The organism is Streptomyces litmocidini (assembly GCF_014649755.1).
In the GTDB taxonomy this organism is placed as follows: domain Bacteria; phylum Actinomycetota; class Actinomycetes; order Streptomycetales; family Streptomycetaceae; genus Streptomyces; species Streptomyces litmocidini.
Window position 1 is genome coordinate 673,559 of sequence record NZ_BMTQ01000002.1, and the last position, 18,387, is coordinate 691,945.

Here is an 18,387-nt window from a genome sequence, read left to right on the forward strand (position 1 = left end):
GCGGTTTCCTTTCCGCGTACTGCATTTTCGATGAAAGGAAATCCGGTGGCACAGAAGGTTCAGGTCCTTCTTGTCGACGACCTCGACGGCGGCGAGGCGGACGAGACCGTGACGTTCGCTCTGGACGGCAAGACCTACGAGATCGACCTCACCACCGCCAACGCGGAAAAGCTTCGTGGCCTGCTCGAGCCGTACACGACGAGCGGCCGTCGCACCGGTGGCCGCACCACCGGCGGACGCGGCAAGGGCCGCGCCGTGGCCACGGGCAGCCAGGACACCGCGAAGATCCGCGCGTGGGCCAAGGAGAACGGCATGAACGTCAACGACCGCGGTCGCGTTCCCGCCGACATCAAGGCTGCCTACGAGGACGCGAACCGCTGAGGCGACAGCTGCTGAGCCGTCCCGCGGGTACGGGCCCTCAGCAGCCGCACCCGATGGCACTCCGCCGCGGCGGCGGCCACGAGACGCACCAGACAGGGGGCGCCCGCACCGCCCCACGGCGCGGACCGCAGCACCGGAAGCGAGGACTCGACCTCGCGGCCCGGTGCGGGCGCCCGCAGCCACACCGAGGCGCCCGGCGCGCCGGATCCGCCCCACCCCGGGGGAAGGGGTGCGGTCATCCGGCCGTCGGCACCGAGGACCGCGAGATCCAGTGAGATCCCGCCCCACTCCAGCCAGTCGAGCAGACCCGGCAGCTCCTCCGCGCTCCCCGCGGCCACGAGCAGCCCCATCCGGCGCCCCATCAGGGCCACCGGACCCGCCGCCGCGCCCACCCGGCGCAGCACGCCCCGGCCGGCCTCGACGGGCACCTCCAGGACGTCGAAGCGCAGCCCGGTGACCAGTCGCACCGGCGGCCCCGCCTCCGTCGCCCAGCCGAGCCGCTCCTCGTACCACCGCGCGACACCGCCGTCGATCGGCGAGCGGGGCGGCGGGACGGTGAAGGCCATACCCGGGGAACTCCCGGGGGGACGTCTTGGTTACGCCCGCGGTGACACAGCGTCCCCGCGCGGTCGCCCGAGGTGTCCGGGATGGGGTCTAAGGGTGCATTCGAGCGCGCAAGGGTGTTCGCTGGTAGCGGAGGGAACCGGGGTGCGCCGCATGGAGTGTCGGTCCTCACGGGTAAGACATTCCTAGTGGGGAGGGGCGACCCGCGGGCTCGGACGTCTCACGTTCGCCATCGGCGTACTGATGGCGCGGGTAACTACTTGGCCTGCGGGAACATCGTCTCGCACCATCGGGTTGGAGCATTTGTCGGCTGTTCGGCAGCAGGTCTCCCCGCTGAAGAGGGGGTGATCCGGACGGATGTCGGCAGTTGGAATGAGCGGTCCCCGCTTGCGGGACTAAGCTGCGGAAGGACAGGGAGGGGATCGACCCCTAACTGACTGACCGCTCTGAGGAGCGATTAACGATGTTCGAGAGGTTCACCGACCGCGCGCGGCGGGTTGTCGTCCTGGCTCAGGAAGAAGCCCGGATGCTCAACCACAACTACATCGGCACCGAGCACATCCTTCTGGGCCTTATCCACGAGGGTGAGGGTGTCGCCGCTAAGGCCCTGGAGAGCCTCGGGATTTCGCTCGAGGCGGTCCGCCAGCAGGTGGAGGAGATCATCGGCCAGGGCCAGCAGGCCCCGTCCGGGCACATCCCCTTCACCCCTCGTGCCAAGAAGGTCCTGGAGCTGTCGCTCCGGGAGGCACTCCAGCTCGGCCACAACTACATCGGCACCGAGCACATCCTGCTCGGCCTGATCCGCGAGGGCGAGGGCGTCGCCGCCCAGGTCCTCGTGAAGCTGGGCGCCGACCTCAACCGGGTGCGGCAGCAGGTCATCCAGCTGCTCTCCGGCTACCAGGGCAAGGAAGCCGCCACGGCCGGCGGTCCTGCCGAGGGCACCCCCTCGACGTCCCTGGTCCTCGACCAGTTCGGCCGGAACCTCACCCAGGCGGCCCGCGAATCCAAGCTCGACCCGGTCATCGGGCGCGAGAAGGAGATCGAGCGGGTCATGCAGGTGCTGTCCCGCCGCACCAAGAACAACCCGGTCCTCATCGGCGAGCCCGGCGTCGGCAAGACGGCGGTCGTCGAGGGCCTGGCGCAGGCCATCGTCAAGGGCGAGGTGCCCGAGACCCTCAAGGACAAGCACCTCTACACCCTGGACCTCGGCGCGCTGGTCGCCGGCTCCCGCTACCGCGGTGACTTCGAGGAGCGCCTGAAGAAGGTCCTCAAGGAGATCCGCACCCGCGGCGACATCATCCTGTTCATCGACGAGCTCCACACCCTCGTGGGTGCGGGCGCCGCCGAGGGCGCGATCGACGCCGCCAGCATCCTCAAGCCGATGCTGGCCCGCGGTGAGCTCCAGACCATCGGCGCCACCACGCTCGACGAGTACCGGAAGTACCTGGAGAAGGACGCGGCCCTCGAGCGCCGCTTCCAGCCCATCCAGGTCGCCGAGCCGTCGCTGCCGCACACCATCGAGATCCTCAAGGGTCTGCGCGACCGGTACGAGGCCCACCACCGGGTCTCCATCACCGACGAGGCCCTCGTCCAGGCCGCGACCCTGGCCGACCGGTACATCTCGGACCGCTTCCTCCCGGACAAGGCGATCGACCTGATCGACGAGGCCGGCTCCCGGATGCGCATCCGCCGGATGACCGCGCCGCCGGACCTCCGCGAGTTCGACGAGAAGATCGCCGGCGTCCGCCGCGACAAGGAGTCCGCGATCGACTCGCAGGACTTCGAGAAGGCCGCGTCCCTGCGCGACAAGGAGAAGCAGCTCCTCGCCGCGAAGGCCAAGCGCGAGAAGGAGTGGAAGGCCGGCGACATGGACGTCGTCGCCGAGGTCGACGGCGAGCTGATCGCCGAGGTCCTCGCGACCGCCACCGGCATCCCGGTCTTCAAGCTGACCGAGGAGGAGTCCTCGCGTCTGCTCCGCATGGAGGACGAGCTCCACAAGCGCGTCATCGGCCAGAAGGACGCCGTCATCGGCCTCTCGCGGGCCATCCGCCGCACCCGTGCGGGTCTGAAGGACCCGAAGCGCCCCGGTGGCTCGTTCATCTTCGCCGGCCCGTCCGGCGTCGGTAAGACCGAGCTCTCCAAGGCGCTCGCCGAATTCCTCTTCGGCGACGAGGACGCGATGATCTCCCTCGACATGTCGGAGTTCAGCGAGAAGCACACGGTTTCCCGTCTCTTCGGTTCGCCGCCCGGATACGTCGGCTACGAAGAGGGCGGCCAGCTCACCGAGAAGGTGCGCCGCAAGCCGTTCTCCGTCGTGCTCTTCGACGAGGTCGAGAAGGCCCACCCCGATATCTTCAATTCCCTTCTCCAGATCCTGGAGGACGGTCGCCTGACCGACTCCCAGGGCCGGGTCGTGGACTTCAAGAACACGGTCATCATCATGACGACCAACCTCGGGACCAGGGACATCTCGAAGGGCTTCAACCTGGGCTTCGCCGCCCAGGGCGACACGAAGTCCAACTACGAGCGGATGAAGGCGAAGGTCAGCGACGAGCTGAAGCAGCACTTCCGCCCGGAGTTCCTCAACCGTGTGGACGACATCATCGTCTTCCCGCAGCTGACGCAGGAGGACATCCTCCAGATCGTCGACCTGATGATCAGCCGCGTCGACGAGCGCCTCAAGGACCGGGACATGGGCATCGAGCTCTCCCAGTCCGCGAAGGAGCTGCTCGCCAAGAAGGGTTACGACCCGGTGATGGGCGCCCGGCCGCTGCGCCGGACGATCCAGCGCGAGATCGAGGACACGCTGTCGGAGAAGATCCTCTTCGGCGAGCTGCGCCCCGGTCACATCGTGGTCGTGGACACGGAGGGCGAGGGCGAGGAGCGCAAGTTCACCTTCCGCGGCGAGGAGAAGACGGCCCTGCCGGACGCCCCGCCGATCGAGGCGGCGGGCGGCTCGGGCCCGAACCTCTCGAAGGACGCGTGACGCACGCGCTGAGCGCTGAGCGGTAAGGGGCGGCCCCGGAACCCGATGGTTCCGGGGCCGCCCCTTCGTGCGTTCAGTCCGAGACCACGACGCGGAGGGCGAGCCGTTCGGCGCCGGTGACGAGTCCGGTCGCCCGCACCGTCAGCAGGCCGCCGAGTTCGGCGAGCGGGGCGAGGTCGTGGCTGCCGGGGGCGAGGTAGAGGTGCCGGACCGACGGGAAGACCTCCACCACCCGCCGGAGGGCCGGGGCGTCGACCTGGGCGGCGAGGTGGAGCGAGGTGACTCCCGGGAGGACGGTTCCGGCGGGGCAGTCGGCGAGGTCCGGCCCCCGGACCGCGAGGACGTCGACGCCCGTCAGCCCGGCGAGCTGCCGCCAGCGCTCGGAGGAGAGGGGCTGCGCCTCCCACAGGTGCAGCTCGCGCAGCTCCGGGAGCCGGGACAACGCGTCGAGACCGTCCTGGGGGAGGGCGCTGATCGAGAGCTGACGGAGCGGCGCCGCTGCCGGCAGGTCGGCGGACGTCCAGTCGGCGCTCGGGGACAGGCTGAGCGAGAGCCTGTTCAGCCGCGTCAGGCCGGTCAGGGGGGTGAGGTCCGGCAGGCGGTCGAACACCTCCAGGGTGAGACGTCGCGGTTCACCGTGTCCGAGGAGCGAGGCCCTCGTCGCGGCGGTCACGCGGTGGTGGATCTGCAGCCGCCGGGGGCGCAGACCGAGCCGGATCAGCTCGTGGGCCTGGGGGTCGTCCTGGACGGTGTAGTAGAGGCCCGTGGGGTCGAGCCGCGCCACGATCTCCTCGGCGTAGGAGCGGGTCTCGTACCGGTGCCAGGCCCAGATCATCTGGGAGCGGACGGCGACCGAGGGGTGGGAGACGAACCGGGACAGGTAGAGGAGCGCGGCGTCGTTCTGGACGTGGGAGGCCGCGACGACCGCCAGGTGGGCCGCGTCGGCGTCGAGGCCGTCCGGGCCGGGCAACAGGTCCAGGAGCATGCTTCCCGCCGAGGCCAGCAGCTTGGCCTCGGCGACCGTGCGGGGCGGGACGACCTCCCCCGTACGCTCCAGGACCCGCTCCCGTACCTCCGGTGGGACCTCCGTCGCGTGGTCCAGGGCCGTGGCCGCCAGCATCACCAGGCGGAGCCGGGTCCGGCGGTCCTCCGCCGCGTCCGCCGCTGCCAGCAGCTCCCGCAGGATCTCCGCGCACTCCCGCGGCCGCGCGTGCCCCACCGCCATGCGGATGACGTCCTCCCACTGGTCGTCGGCGGCGTGGCGGACCAGGACGCCGATGTCCCAGTGGTCCACCAGGGCCTTCGCGGCCAGGTGGTCCTGGAAGGTGCGGTGGACGAAGTCGACAGTGTCCTCCGTCGGCTCGCGCAGGAGGCCGCTGCGGTGGAGGAGGTGGGTGAAGACCGCATCCGGCGGATGCTGCGCGGCTTCCTGGACCGCCGGGACCGCCTCCCGTACGAGGGACTCCGCGTGGGCCCGGTCCAGCTGGGTGCGGCCGTTGAGCGTCAGCCAGTACGCGAGGCGCTGGATCAGCTGGATCTGGGGCGCCTCGTCGAGGGCGATGCCCGACGGGGCGCCCATGTCCCGCTCGCGGTCGCGGCGGGCGAGGAGCATCGACAGGGCGGCCTCGTAGAGCGCCTTGCGGCCGCGGGGCAGGAAGCCGCGCCGGTCGCGGTGGAGGGCGCAGATGAGACCGCACATCAGGGGGTTGGTGGCGAGCCGGCCGATGTGCTCGGTGGTGCGGAGGGCGTCGAGGAGCGGCTGCTCGTACGGCTTCGCCTCCGGCCCGGCGGCCCGGTGCCAGCGGCGTACGAAGGTGGTGACCTCGGCGCGGGTCATGGGGGAGAGGGTCAGCTCGGTGAAGCCGTCGCCGGCGAGCCAGTCGTCGCGCACGGCCGTGGGGCGCGAGGTGACGAGCCAGCGGTTGCCCCCGTATGCGGAGAGGAGGTCGCGGAGCCAGTCGCGGGCCCGGCTCCGTTCGGCCTCCGGGACCTCGTCGATGCCGTCGACGAGGACGACGGCGCGGCCGGCGGCGAGGACCCGGTCGGCCCAGCCGTCGGGCGGGGTGAGGGGGCAGCCGGCGGCCGGGAGGAAGCGGTCGGGGGCGGGGAGCCGCTCGCCGTGGCGGGTCAGGGCGCGCAGGGGGAGGACGAAGGGGACGCGGCCCTGGAGGTACGTCATGCCGTCCGGGCGCCCCCCGGTCGCGGCCGAGACCGTCAGCCACTGGACGAGGGTCGTCTTGCCGGAGCCGGCCAGGCCGCGCAGCAGGACCCTGTCGTGCCGGGCGAGGGCGAGGTCGGCGCGGACGGCCTGTTCCGGCTGGTGCGGGAGGCGGTTTCCCGCCTCGTCCAGGAGGACGGTCCCGGAGGCCTCGCCCGTCGCCTCCAGGGACAGGTAGGCGAGGTCCAGCGGCCACCGGTCCGGGGAGTGGTGCAGGTCGATGCCGTGGATCGTGAGGCGGCCGTGCTTCTCGGCGAGGTGGTCCAGGTACCGGCGCTCGAACTCCGCGTCCCGCGAGTCCGTCCTGGGCGTCCGGCGGACGACCTCGTCGACCTTCGCGAGGAGTTCGGCCTGGGACCGGGTCTGTTCCACCAGGCTGCGGGCGATGAACGTGGAGCGCTGGGTGAAGAACTCCAGGAGGTGCAGGCAGGCCCACTCGGTCATCGACTCCAGGTAGAGGACCGAGTCGGTGGAGAGGCCGTCGGGGGCCGGGGCCGCCGCCCGCAGCCGGCGGGCGAGGTCGCGGTGGCCGAGGCGGACGGCCTGGACGTCGTCCATGTCGAGGTCGCCGAGGGCGAGGAGGGTCCGCGTGAGGGTGTCGGTGACGGCCCCGGTCTCGTCGGCGGGGAAGGGGGCTTCGCCGGGGCCGCCCGTCGAGCGTCCGACGAGGGTGGCGGCGAGCTTGTGGACGTCCTTCTCCGTGAGCGTGCGCTTCTCGCCCCGGAAGGAGACCAGGGAGGAGAGCCGGATCTTCGAAGAGCCGGTGAGGCCCGCCCCCGGGCCGTCGCTGACCAGCAGTTTCCTCAGGAGCGGGCTGATCGCGGCCGAGGCGAGGCGCGTGCCGATGAGTGCCGGTTCCATGTGTGTCCCCCCGTGGGTCCCGAAGTGATCAGCGTAGTGCGGGACGGGCTTCCGACGGGCTCGGTCGCGTGACCCAGGTCCCATTCGGGGCCGGGCGCTGGTGACAAGGCGCACAGGGGTCGGGGAGGGTACTAAGCGGGATAGTGGCTTACATCGGTGGCGAAACGGGACGTTCAGGGATCAACCTTCGGGGTTTCGGCCCCGGCGGGGCCGAACCGGGCCGTGCGCCGCGTTCTGGGCGGTTCGGGGCGGGCTCGACATGCGGATAAACCGGATTCGCGAGGTTGTTTTGTCCGATTTCGCGGCTCGGTCTCCGGGCTGTCAAGGGCCGTATTCCTCCGGAGATCGCTACGACGCGATGTCGTAGATGGGGTGTTTTGGGATGAGCTGGGGCTCGGGTTACCAAGGATGAGCAAGCCCGGCGTGGAGCGCCTTCCGCGTCGGGTCCCGTACGTCCCGGAGGTTTTCCCCCGTATGTCGAAGCGCGTCATGAACCCCGCCGCCCGTATCGCCGCCGTTGCTCTCGCCACCGCGGGTCTGGGAGCGTCGCTGGTGGCCGGAGCAGGGTCCGCCTTCGCCGCCGAGGGCAAGGCCACCGCCCCGGCCGCGCTGACCGCGTCCGCCGCCGTCGCCGCCCAGGCCGACGCCCAGGCGCACGCCGCCGCCCAGGTGAAGGCGGCCGTCGCCAAGGCCGCCGCCGTGAAGGCCACGCCCGTGAAGGCCGTCAAGAAGGCCGCCCCGGCCTGGGTCAAGCCGGTCGCCTCGTACGCCCTCAGCGCCAGCTTCAACCAGGGCGGTGCCATGTGGGCCCACAAGCACTCCGGTCAGGACTTCGCCGTCCCGATCGGCACCCCGGTCCACGCCGCTGCCGCCGGCACCGTCGTGAAGGCCGGCCCGTACGGCGGCGGCGACGGCCCCGCGTACGGCAACGCGATCGTCATCAAGCACGGCAACGGCACGTACTCGCAGTACGCCCACCTGTCGAAGATCAAGGTCTCCATCGGCCAGAAGGTCGGCGCCGGTCAGCGGATCGCCCTCTCGGGCAACACCGGCAACTCCTCCGGCCCCCACCTGCACTTCGAGATCCGCACGACCCCGAACTACGGCTCCGCCGTCAACCCGATGGCCTTCCTGCGGGCCCACGGCGTCGGCGTCTGACGCACCCGGTCGCTCAGGCCCCCTGGGCCTGCTCGATCAGATCGAGGGCGACCTCGAGGACGGCTTCCTGCTTCTCCTCGGGGTCGCCCTCGACGTTCTCCATGAAGAAGGTCCCGGCGTGCAGCGCGAAGATCGCGCTCACGGCGCGGACCTTGTTCTTCATCGGGGACTCGGGCTCCTGGATGAACTGGTTGAGCGAGAGGAAGCGCTCCTTGAAGGTGAGCCCGATGCTCAGGTCGCGGACGGTCGCCTGGTTCTCGTGCATGAAGCGGAAGAGCGGGGTCGCGGCGCGCAGGGCCTTCTGGTAGCGGCGCAGGATCTCCTGCTTGGTCTCCAGGGTGCGCGGCTGCTCGCCGGCCCAGGCGACCAGCTCGTCGATGGGCCGCGCCAGGTCCTGGAAGATCCCGATGATGATGTCTTCCTTGGTCTTGAAGTGGTAGTAGAGCGCGGCCTTGGTGACGTCGAGCCGCTCCGCGATCTCGCGCAGCGAGGTCTTCTCGTACCCCTGCTCGGCGAAGAGTTCGAGAGCCACGTCCTGGATGCGCTGGCGGGTGTTGCCTCGGGCCATGACGGGTCTCCGCTTTCCAGAAAACTTACTTGACGCCCGGCTAGTTACCGGCCTACCTTCCTCAGTGTAGTAACTAGCCGGGCGGCAAGTAAGGGAGCGACGGGGACCGACATGGCGACGACACAGAACGACAGGACAGCACAGGGGGAAGCCGCGGGGCCGCAGCCGCGCAGCGTACGCGTCGTCCTCCTCGCCCTCATGATCGCGATGCTGCTCGCGATGCTGGACAACATGATCATCGGCACCGCGATGCCGACGATCGTCGGTGAGCTCGGCGGCCTGGAGCACCTCTCCTGGGTCGTCACGGCCTACACCCTGGCCACCGCCGCCTCCACCCCCCTGTGGGGCAAGTTCGGCGACATGTTCGGCCGCAAGGGCGTCTTCCTCACCTCGATCGTGATCTTCCTGATCGGATCGGCGCTCAGCGGCATGGCCCAGGACATGGGCCAGCTCATCGGCTTCCGCGCCATCCAGGGCCTCGGCGCCGGCGGCCTCATGGTCGGCGTCATGGCGATCATCGGCGACCTGATCCCGCCCCGCGAGCGGGGCAAGTACCAGGGCATGATGGCCGGAATCATGGCCCTCGCCATGATCGGCGGCCCCCTCGTCGGCGGCACCATCACCGACCACTGGGGCTGGCGCTGGTCCTTCTACATCAACCTGCCGCTCGGCGTCGTCGCCCTGGCCATGCTCACCACCGTCCTGCACCTGCCGAAGAAGCAGCGCGCCACGGGCACCCGGATCGACTTCCTCGGCGCCGCGCTGCTGACCGCCGGCATCACCGCGATCGTCCTCGTCACCACCTGGGGCGGCACGGAGTACGCCTGGGGCTCGGCCACCATCGTCGGCCTCGCGATCGGCGGCGCCGCCGCCCTCGCCGCGTTCCTCTTCGTCGAGACCCGCGCGAGCGACCCGATCATGCCGCTGCACATCTTCCGCAGCCGCAACTTCACCCTGATGTCCCTGATCGGCTTCATCACCGGCTTCGTGATGTTCGGCGCGGTCCTCTACCTGCCGATCTTCCAGCAGGCCGTCCAGGGCGCCTCGGCCACCAACTCCGGCCTGCTGCTCCTGCCGATGCTGCTGTCGATGATGGTCGTCTCGCTGCTCGTCGGCCGCTTCACCACCAGCACCGGCAAGTACAAGGTCTTCCCGATCGTCGGCGGCGCGCTCATGGTGGCCGGCCTCTTCCTGCTCTCCACCATGGACACCGGCACCTCGCGCCTCGTCTCCGGGATCTGGATGGCCGTCCTCGGCGCCGGCATGGGCTTCCTCATGCAGATCACCATGCTGGTCGCCCAGAACAGCGTGGAGATGAAGGACATGGGAGTCGCCTCCTCCTCCACCACCCTCTTCCGGACGCTCGGCTCCTCCTTCGGCGTCGCGATCATGGGCGCGCTCTTCACCAGCCGCGTCCAGGACGAGATGGCCTCCCGCGGCGGCGGCGGGTTCACCGAGCGGACCGCCCAGCTCGACGCGGCGAGCCTCGCCAAGCTGCCGGCCGCGCTCCGCGAGGCCTACCAGCACGCGGTCGCGTCCGGCACGCACGGCGCCTTCCTCGTCGGCTCGGCCGTCGCCGTCCTCGGCTTCGTCCTCGCCTTCTTCGTCAAGGAGGTGGCGCTCCGCGGCGCCGGACCGGCCGCGGCGCCGAAGGCGGAGTCCGGCGACGACGCGCCCAAGGTCGCCGAGACGGTCTGAGGCCGGCGGGAAGCACGGCGGAGGGGCCGGGTCCACGTCGTGGACCCGGCCCCTCCGCCGTACCCCTACTCCGCCAGTCGCAGCACCGGGAAGCTGCCCGTGTTCGTCGGCGCGTGGTCCGGCAGCCACAGCACCGCGATGGCGCCGCCCACCCCCTCCGCGGTCCCCTCCGCGGCCACGTTCCGGAAGGTCAGCCGGGCGCCGAGGACCCGGGCCTGCCCCGCCGCGATCGTCAGGCCCAGACCGTGGCCCTGGCCCGCGCGGTCGCTCGCCCCCGTGCGGAACCGGCTCGGACCCTCCTTCAGGAGCGCCTCGGGGAAACCCGGACCGTGGTCGCGGACCCGGACCACCCGGCCCTCGACGGTGACCTCCACCGGCGGCTTGCCGTGCCTGGCCGCGTTGGCCAGGAGATTGCCCAGGACCCGCTCCAGGCGGCGCGGGTCGGTGTTCACCCAGGACTCGTGCACGACCCGGACGACGACCTCCGGATCCAGGGCACGCACCCGCCGCTCCACGAACTCCCCGAGCGCGATCTCCTGGAGCTCGGCCCGCTCCGACGCGCTGTCGAGCCGGGCCACCTCCAGGACGTCCTCGACCAGCGTCCGCATGGCCTGCGCCCGGTCCCGTACGAGCTCGGTCGGCCGCCCGGGCGGCAGCAGCTCGGCCGCCGTGAGCAGCCCGGTGACGGGGGTGCGCAGCTCGTGCGCGATGTCGGCGGTGACCCGGCGCTCCGCCTCGATCCGCTCGTTCAGGGCGTCGGTCAGGGCGTCGACGGCCCAGGCCAGGTCGTCGGTCTCGTCCCGTACGACTCCGCCGACCGCGTCCCGCACCCGTACGTCCGTGTTCCCCTGGGCCACCCGGCCGGCCGCCACGGCGGCCTTCCGCAGCCGCCGCGAGAGCCCGCCGCCGATGAGCACGCCGAGCGCGCAGCCGCCGAAGACCACCGACACCGAGCCGATCACGAGGGCCCGGTCCAGATCGTTCATGATCGTCGCGCTGCGGTCGGCGAAGGGGATGTGCAGCGACAGCACGTCGCCGTTGGCGAGCGGCACGGCCGCCCACACGTCCGGCGGCCCGCCGTGCCGGTGCTCCTGCACGTACGTCCCGCGCCGCTTGTCCCGCATCAGCTGGTCCAGCTGGTCCGGCAGCGCCGGGTCGTTGATCTTGGTGCCGAAGCGGGGCTCCTTCGGCTTCGACGTCTCGTACATCCGCTGGGCGAAGAGCAGCCGCTCCATCTGCACCTCGCGCGCGTTGTCGAGCATCGAGATGCGGGCGGCGTTGTGCACGACGATGCTCAGGGTGACCGCGATGAGGGCGCCGACCGCCGCGATGGCGACGGCGATCTTCCAGCGGACCCCGGTGCGCAGGGGCAGCAGCTTCACACGCACGAGTACGGGCCCTAGCCCTTGAGCTTGTAGCCGAAGCCGCGCACGGTCTCGATCCGGTCCTGGCCGATCTTGGCGCGCAGCCGCTGCACGTGGACGTCCACGACCCGGGTGTCACCGCCCCAGCCGTAGTCCCAGACCCGTTCCAGGAGCTTGTCCCGGGACAGCACCGTGCCCGGCGCCGACGAGAACTCCAGGAGCAGCCGCATCTCGGTCGGGGTCAGCGCCACCGGCGCCCCGCCCTTGCGGACCTCCATGCCCTCGGTGTCGACCTCCAGGTCGCCGAAGACGAGGAGCCCGCCGCCGTCCGGCGCGTCCTCCCGCTCGCCCGCCCCGGCGCCGCCCGCGTGCCCGAAGCGGCGCAGCACGGCCCGGATGCGGGCCATGAGCACCGAGCCGTCGAAGGGCTTGGTCACGTAGTCGTCGGCGCCCGCCTCCAGGCCGAGCACGACGTCGATCGAGTCGGCGCGCGCCGAGAGCATGATCACGGGCACGGTCGACTCGTCGCGGATGCGGCGGCAGAGGCTGACCCCGTCCATCCCCGGCAGCATCACGTCGAGGAGCGCGATGTCGGGCCGCTGCGCCCGGAAGGCGTCCAGGCCGGAGAGCCCGTCGGGCATGGCGGTCACCCGGAAGCCGTCCCGCTCCAGGGCGAGCTGGGTGGCCTCACGGATGACGTCGTCGTCCTCGACGAACAGGACATGGGTCTCGGCCATCGTGCGTGTCCTTCGGGGGTCTGCGCGTTCTCTCGGTCAGCGGGGGGGCAGCGGGGGTCCGGGGCGATCAGCAGGGGTGCGGGCGGTCCGCGGGGGCCGGGGGCGGCCCGGGCGGTCCGCGGTCCGGTCCGCGGTTCAGTCGGCGGGGGACGCGCTCGGCGCGGGCTCCGTGACGTCGCCGTCGCCGACGGCCCTGCTGTAGTCGTTGTGCACCCAGTCGTGCTGGGTGAACCTGTTTCCCGACCAGCGGTAGGTGATCACGTCCTCGCCCGAGGGGTACGCCACCGGGTCGCCCTTCGCGTACACCTGCTTGGTGACGACGAGGTCGCCCCGGTCGATCGTGGCGTAGACCGCCGCGTCCTCGGCCATGAACACGTTCTCGTACCGGTCGCTCTGCTTGCGGTAGACGTACGTGCCGATGCCGACGGCGTCGCCGCAGGTCATCACGTTGACGACGACGTCGGGGGCGGAGGCGTTCGTGAGGTCGCCGTAGGAGGCGTCCACGGGGTACGCGTCCGCGACGCACGGCTTCAGATCGCCCTTCAGCCGCTCGCCGATCTTCGGGTCGGCCTTCAGGAGCGCGATCGGGTCCACCCGCTCGGCGTACCGCAGGCCGGAGGAGCCGGAGGCGGAAGGGGTGGGCGCCGCGGCGGCGATCTCGTCGGTGCGGGCCGCGCCCTCGTCACGGGAGCCGGTGCCGCCGGTGGAGCAGGCGGCCAGGGACAGCCCGACGGCGACGAGCCCGGCCGTCGCCGTGACGCCCGCCGCCCTGACGGCACGGCGGGGGCGGCGGCGCCCGGTGGGGCACCGGTCGTCGCCGCCCGCGCCGGGGTGGTCTCCGTGTGGTCTGCCGTCGGGTCCGCCGTCTAGGCCGCGCACCGCTCCCGCCCCCCCTCGTCGCCTCGTACGGTCGTCCGCTCCCCGGTCCGCCCCAGGGCCCGGGCGTCGAGGTCACGGCTCTCCAGCTCCTGGCGGAGCCGGGCGAGCGCGCGGTGGAGCGTCGACTTCACCGTACCCGTCGACATGCCGAGCGCCGCCGCCGTCTCCTCCGTGCTCATCTGCTCCCAGTGACGCAGGACGACGACGCTGCGCTGCTTCGGCGCGAGCACCTTCAGGACGTCCATGAGGAGCGCGCGGTCGGCGTGCTGCTCGGTCGGGTCCTCGACGCTCGCGTCCGGCAGCTGCTCGGTCGGCACCTCCTCCAGCTTGCGGGAGCGCCACCACTCGGTCCGGGTGTTGATCATCACCCGGCGCAGGTAGGCGTCGGCGAGGGACTTGTCGGCGATGCCGTCCCAGCGGCCGTACGTACGGGCCAGCGCCGTCTGGAGCAGGTCCTGGGCGTCGACGGGGTCGGCGACGAGCCGGCGGGCACTGCGCAGCAGCGCGTCCTGCCGCGTGCGTACGTACTCCTCGAAGTCGAGCACCTCGCCCTGCCGCATCCCAACCGCCTCCATCCCCGTGGCCCGTCCTCGTGTCGTGGACGACGCTACGGAGCGGTTGTCACGGGGCTGTGCGGGGCAGCCGTCGGTCGACGCACGGCTACCCATCGGTTGTGTAACAACGGGGGCGGAAGAGGTTTGAGGCCCCGCTCCGGGGGAGCGGGGCCTCGAACGGGCCGGACGGGCGGCCTCAGGACAGCGGGAGCCGGTAGCGGTCGCCCTCCAGCGGTTCCACGAGACCGTCCGCGACCAGGCCGTCCAAGGCCCTGCCCCGCTGCACCGGCTCGTCCCAGACCGCGTCCAGGGCCGCCTGCGTCACCGGCTCCGCCGAGTCCCGCAGCACCGCGAGGAGCCGGCCGCGCACCTGCCGGTCGGTCCCGGCGTACGTCTGACCGCGCCGCGGCGGACCGTCGTGAGCCGGCTTCCCCGAGAGCCGCCAGGCGCACCGCTCGGCGATCGGGCAGCGCCCGCAGTCCTCGTTCTTCGCCGTGCACACCAGGGCGCCCAGCTCCATGGAGGCGGCCGCCCAGCGGGCGGCCGTCGCCTCGTCGTCCGGCAGCAGCGCCCGGGCGAGCCGCCGCTCGGCGGCCGTGGTCGCGTTCGGCGGGTACTGGACGCCGGTCGCCGCCCGCGCGAAGACCCGGCGCACGTTGGTGTCCAGGACCGGGTGCCGCTGCCCGTACGCGAAGGAGGCCACCGCCGCCGCCGTGTACTCGCCGATCCCGGGCAGCGCGAGCAGCTGCCCGTGGTCGCGGGGCACGTCGCCGTGGTGCCGTTCCGTTATGGCGACGGCCGCGGCGTGCAGCCGCAGCGCCCGGCGCGGGTAGCCGAGCCGGCCCCAGGCGCGGACCGCCTCGCCGGGGGCCTCGGCGGCCAGGTCGGCCGGGCGCGGCCAGCGCGCCAGCCACTGCTCGTACACCGGCAGGACCCGGACCACCGGGGTCTGCTGGAGCATGAACTCGCTGACCATGACGCCCCAGGCACCGGCCTCGGGGCGGCGCCAGGGCAGGTCGCGGGCGTGCCGGTCGAACCAGGCGAGGACGGGCCCGTGCAGCTCGGCGGGGAGCGCCGGGGCGACGGGGGCCGTGGACGTGGGGGGAGTGTCGATGGAAGTCATGGCACCTCCGATCCTGGCACGTCCCCGACGGGATCAGTACGCGCCGTGGCGCGCGCGGGAGCGACGCTGGGCGTGCGCGGGCGTGTGTGCGGTGGCGTGCGGGTCCGTCCCGCGCCCCGCGCACCACACCACGGCCGAGCTCCGGCTCGACCGGGCCGTCTCCACCAGCGACCGCACGGGCCGCTCCGCCGCCCGCATCACGACGAGGGCGATCAGGGCGCCGGCGATCAGGCCGACGGTCACGTCGTGCGGGTAGTGGACCCCGGCGAAGACGCGGGAGAAGGCCATGAGCAGGGCCATCGGCACGGTCAGCCAGACGATCCCGCGCCAGGACAGGGCGAGGGCGATCGCGGCGGCACCCGCGATGGCCGAGTGGTTGCTGGGGAAGGACCAGTCGCCGTGCGGCGGGCAGGCGACGAGCGAGACGGGCGCGCCGACGACCGCGCGGCACGGGCGTTCCTCGTCGATCAGCGACTTCAGGGCCTCGCTCACCACGTAACCGAAGCCGGTGGCGACCGGGGCGAGCAGCGCGAGCGCCATCGCCCGGCTCGACCCCTCCCGGGAACGCCACCAGCCGACGAGGAACAGCACGGCGAAGAGCAGCAGCCCGAGCTCCGTCCACACCTCGGCGAGCCACTGGAACCAGTGGGGCGTGGAGTGGGCGAAGTCGGCGACGTCGAGATACAGACGGTCGGAGAGGTCGAGAAGGGTCTTCATGGTGCATGACGCTAACCGGAATCCGGAGCTCGGCGCCCCGGGCCATCGGCCAGAACGACCCCCGACGAAAGTGGGGGGCCGCGACGGGCGCCGGTTCCCTACGGTTTGCCTCGGGTTTCCGCCGGGGCTGCCGGCAGGATTCCCCTCGGGTTTCGGGAGGGGCCCGGCAGGGTTCCGTCGGGTTTCCGCAGGGCCCCGGCAGGCTTCCGTCGGGATCCCGGCACGGTTCGGTCGAGATCCCGGGGAGGCTCCGGCACGGTTCCGACGAGATCCCGGCAGAGTTCCTCCGCGCCTCCGGAAGGAGTTCCCCGGACCGATGGATGTGATCATCGGCAAAACTTGGCCTCTCGGGCGGCGGGTGGGGCGGGAGTTGGGCCGGATCTCTCGTAAGGTTCGGGTCGTGGGATCTTTGCGCAATCCGGTCGGGCCGCTTCCCTCCACCATCTACTGGCGACGGAGGGCGGTGGCGGCGTGCCTGGTGGCGCTGCTCGCGCTCCTCGCCGTGTGGGCCGTCACCTCCGGTGACGGCGGCGGGAAGAAGCCCAACGACGCCGCCAACGGCTCGTCGCCGACCCCTCCTTCGATCACCCCCGGGCCCTCCGGCACCGGCCCGGCGATCAGCCAACAGCCCGGCGGACGCGACGAGTCGGGGGACTCCGGCGAGACCGGAGGCGACAACGGCGGTGCGGGGGGCTCCGACGCGGACGCGGACGCCGACGCCGGTACGGCCTCCGGCGCCGAGGGCGCGGCGGGCGTCACGGGCACCGGCAAGAACGGCGACACCGACGGAGCCGGCGGCGACGGAGGCGCGGGCACCGGCGCGGGCCGGCAGGTCCCGGCCGACTCCCCGCTCCCCAACTGCCCCGCCACCGCACTGGATCTGACCCTCCGCTCCACCAAGGTCACCTACGAGGCGGGGGAGAAGCCCCGCTTCCAGCTCGTCGCGAAGAACACCTCGAACACCACCTGCAAGGCCGACTTCGGGCCCCGCCGCGCGGTTCTGACGATCAGTGACGACCGGGACCAGGAGGTCTGGTCCAGCGCCGACTGCCCGCGCCCCGGCACCCCGCTCCTGCTGCGCGTCTCCGCGCACGCCACCGTCACCCACACCGTGGAGTGGGACCGCCGCCGCAGCGCCTCGCAGTGCGCCACCACGCCGGCGGGCCAGGCCGGCCCCGGCACCTACCTGGTGGAGGCGGAGTTCCCGGGCGCGAAGGTGCTCGCGGCGTCGTTCCGGCTCGCGAAGGACTGAGCCGAGCGGGTGCGCACCGGCCGAGCCGAGCGTCGCGCACGCCGAGCGTCGCGCACGCCGAGCGTCGCGCACGCCGAGCGTCGCGCACGCCGAGCGTCGCGCACGCCGAGCGTCGCGCACTCCGAGCGGGGCGTCGCGCACGCCGAGCGTCGCGCACCCCGAGCGGGGCGTCCTAGACGTACCGCTCCAGGATCGAGGACTCCGCGAGGCGCGACAGGCCCTCGCGGACGCTGCGGGCCCGCGCCTCGCCGACGCCGTCGACGGTCTGGAGGTCGTCCACGCTCGCCGCGAGCAGCTTCTGCAGCCCGCCGAAGTGCTCCACCAGACGTTCGATGATCGCGCCGGGCAGCCGCGGCACCTTCGCCAGGAGCCGGTAGCCGCGCGGCGAGACCGCAGAGTCGAGGGTCTCGGGCGAGCCGCTGTAGCCGAGGGCCCGCGCCACGACCGGAAGCTCCAGGAGCTCGGTGTGGGTGAGCGCGTCCAGCTCGGTGAGCGCCTCGGCCACCGTCCGCGAGCGCTTCGCCGTCGGCTCCGGAACGTAGTCCCTGATCACCAGCTCGCGCTCCGGCTCCACACCCGCGATCAGCTCGTCGAGCTGGAGCGAGAGGAGCCGCCCGTCGGTGCCGAGCTCCACCACGTACTCGGCGATCTCGGTGGCGATCCGGCGGACCATCTCCAGGCGCTGCGCGACCGCGGTGACGTCCCGGACCGTGACCAGGTCCTCGATCTCCAGGGCGGAGAGCGTCCCGGCCACCTCGTCGAGCCGCAGCTTGTACCGCTCCAGGGTCGCGAGCGCCTGGTTGGCGCGGGACAGGATCGCGGCCGACTCCTCCAGGACCCGGCGCTCACCGTCCACGTACAGCGCGATCAGACGCATCGACTGCGAGACGGAGACGACCGGGAACTTGCACTGCTTGGAGACCCGGTCCGCGGTGCGGTGGCGGGTGCCGGTCTCCTCGGTGGGGATGGAGGCGTCCGGGACGAGCTGCACGCCCGCGCGGTGGATCTTGGTGATGTCCTTGTCGAGGACGAGCGCGCCGTCGAGCTTGCACAGCTCGCGCAGGCGCGTGGCGGTGAACTCGACGTCCAGCTCGAAACCGCCGGTGCACATCGAATCGACCGTCTTGTCCAGGCCCAGGACGATGAGACCGCCCGTGCTCCCCCGGAGGATCCGCTCCAGGCCGTCGCGCAGCGCGGTGCCCGGCGCGACCGCGCTCAGGGCGGCGCGCATCAGCGCTTCGTTGCCGGAGCCCGCGCCGGACTTTCCAGGAGCTGCTGCCCCGTCCTTGGCTGCCACTGCACTCCTCCGGCTCGTACGGATGGGCGA

15 protein-coding genes are annotated in these 18,387 nt (G+C 72.1%); 5 read left to right on the forward strand and 10 right to left on the reverse strand.

Annotated features, from left to right (window positions below; all coding sequences use genetic code 11):
• Positions 1–45 precede the first annotated feature (45 nt).
• Positions 46–381 (forward strand): histone-like nucleoid-structuring protein Lsr2, encoded by a 336-nt coding sequence (locus IE180_RS06470; protein ID WP_190155750.1) that lies wholly within the window; start codon positions 46–48, stop codon positions 379–381.
• On the opposite strand, the gene IE180_RS06475 is transcribed toward IE180_RS06470, so the two are convergent.
• Positions 360–947 carry an SCO3374 family protein gene (locus IE180_RS06475; RefSeq protein ID WP_190155751.1) on the reverse strand — a complete coding sequence of 196 codons (588 nt, stop codon included), beginning with the start codon at positions 945–947 and terminating at the stop codon, positions 360–362. The genes IE180_RS06470 and IE180_RS06475 overlap by 22 nt on opposite strands.
• 461 nt (positions 948–1,408) lie before the next feature.
• Here IE180_RS06475 and IE180_RS06480 point away from each other — a divergent pair, with 461 nt between their 5' ends.
• Positions 1,409–3,931 (forward strand): ATP-dependent Clp protease ATP-binding subunit, encoded by a 2,523-nt coding sequence (locus IE180_RS06480; RefSeq protein WP_190155752.1) that lies wholly within the window; start codon positions 1,409–1,411, stop codon positions 3,929–3,931.
• A gap of 73 nt (positions 3,932–4,004) precedes the next feature.
• Here the strand turns inward: IE180_RS06480 and IE180_RS06485 are convergent, their stop codons facing one another.
• A complete protein-coding gene (locus IE180_RS06485) occupies positions 4,005–7,010 on the reverse strand; it encodes an NACHT domain-containing protein (RefSeq protein ID WP_190155753.1) in 3,006 nt (1,001 codons plus the stop codon).
• Positions 7,011–7,484: 474 nt separating this feature from the next.
• Between IE180_RS06485 and IE180_RS06490 the strand changes: the two genes are divergently transcribed.
• Positions 7,485–8,168, forward strand: a complete 684-nt coding sequence (locus tag IE180_RS06490) for a M23 family metallopeptidase (protein ID WP_190155754.1) — start codon at positions 7,485–7,487, stop codon at positions 8,166–8,168.
• 13 nt (positions 8,169–8,181) lie between these two features.
• Here the strand turns inward: IE180_RS06490 and IE180_RS06495 are convergent, their stop codons facing one another.
• A complete protein-coding gene (locus tag IE180_RS06495; RefSeq protein ID WP_190155755.1) occupies positions 8,182–8,736 on the reverse strand; it encodes a TetR/AcrR family transcriptional regulator in 555 nt (184 codons plus the stop codon).
• 111 nt (positions 8,737–8,847) lie between these two features.
• Between IE180_RS06495 and IE180_RS06500 the strand changes: the two genes are divergently transcribed.
• Positions 8,848–10,434, forward strand: a complete 1,587-nt coding sequence (locus tag IE180_RS06500; RefSeq protein WP_190155756.1) for an MDR family MFS transporter — start codon at positions 8,848–8,850, stop codon at positions 10,432–10,434.
• Between the two features lie 65 nt (positions 10,435–10,499).
• Here IE180_RS06500 and cseC read toward each other — a convergent pair whose 3' ends face one another.
• The 6 genes from cseC to IE180_RS06530 all read right to left on the reverse strand — a co-directional run bounded on the left by cseC (position 10,500) and on the right by IE180_RS06530 (position 15,808).
• On the reverse strand, positions 10,500–11,816 hold the full coding sequence (gene cseC / locus IE180_RS06505) for a two-component system sensor histidine kinase CseC (RefSeq protein WP_190155757.1): 1,317 nt from the start codon (positions 11,814–11,816) through the stop codon (positions 10,500–10,502).
• Between the two features lie 17 nt (positions 11,817–11,833).
• The gene (cseB, locus tag IE180_RS06510; protein WP_190155758.1) at positions 11,834–12,535 is read right to left on the reverse strand and encodes a two-component system response regulator CseB; all 702 of its coding nucleotides are present in this window, start codon (positions 12,533–12,535) and stop codon (positions 11,834–11,836) included.
• Positions 12,536–12,670: 135 nt separating this feature from the next.
• Complete coding sequence (locus IE180_RS06515; protein WP_190155759.1) at positions 12,671–13,414, reverse strand: hypothetical protein; 744 nt, start codon at positions 13,412–13,414, stop codon at positions 12,671–12,673.
• Positions 13,402–13,974, reverse strand: coding sequence for a SigE family RNA polymerase sigma factor (locus IE180_RS06520; protein ID WP_190155760.1), 573 nt, complete (start codon positions 13,972–13,974; stop codon positions 13,402–13,404). Before IE180_RS06520 ends, IE180_RS06515 begins: the two co-directional genes overlap by 13 nt.
• Before the next feature lie 190 nt (positions 13,975–14,164).
• The gene (locus IE180_RS06525; RefSeq protein ID WP_229860323.1) at positions 14,165–15,091 is read right to left on the reverse strand and encodes an iron-sulfur binding domain-containing protein; all 927 of its coding nucleotides are present in this window, start codon (positions 15,089–15,091) and stop codon (positions 14,165–14,167) included.
• 33 nt (positions 15,092–15,124) lie between these two features.
• Positions 15,125–15,808, reverse strand: coding sequence for a phosphatase PAP2 family protein (locus tag IE180_RS06530; RefSeq protein WP_190155761.1), 684 nt, complete (start codon positions 15,806–15,808; stop codon positions 15,125–15,127).
• Positions 15,809–16,208: 400 nt separating this feature from the next.
• Between IE180_RS06530 and IE180_RS06535 the strand changes: the two genes are divergently transcribed.
• Entirely contained in the window at positions 16,209–17,060 is an 852-nt protein-coding gene (locus IE180_RS06535; RefSeq protein WP_190155762.1) for a hypothetical protein, read from the forward strand.
• Positions 17,061–17,232: 172 nt separating this feature from the next.
• Here IE180_RS06535 and disA read toward each other — a convergent pair whose 3' ends face one another.
• Positions 17,233–18,357 (reverse strand): DNA integrity scanning diadenylate cyclase DisA, encoded by a 1,125-nt coding sequence (gene disA, locus IE180_RS06540; protein WP_190155763.1) that lies wholly within the window; start codon positions 18,355–18,357, stop codon positions 17,233–17,235.
• Positions 18,358–18,387 lie beyond the last annotated feature (30 nt).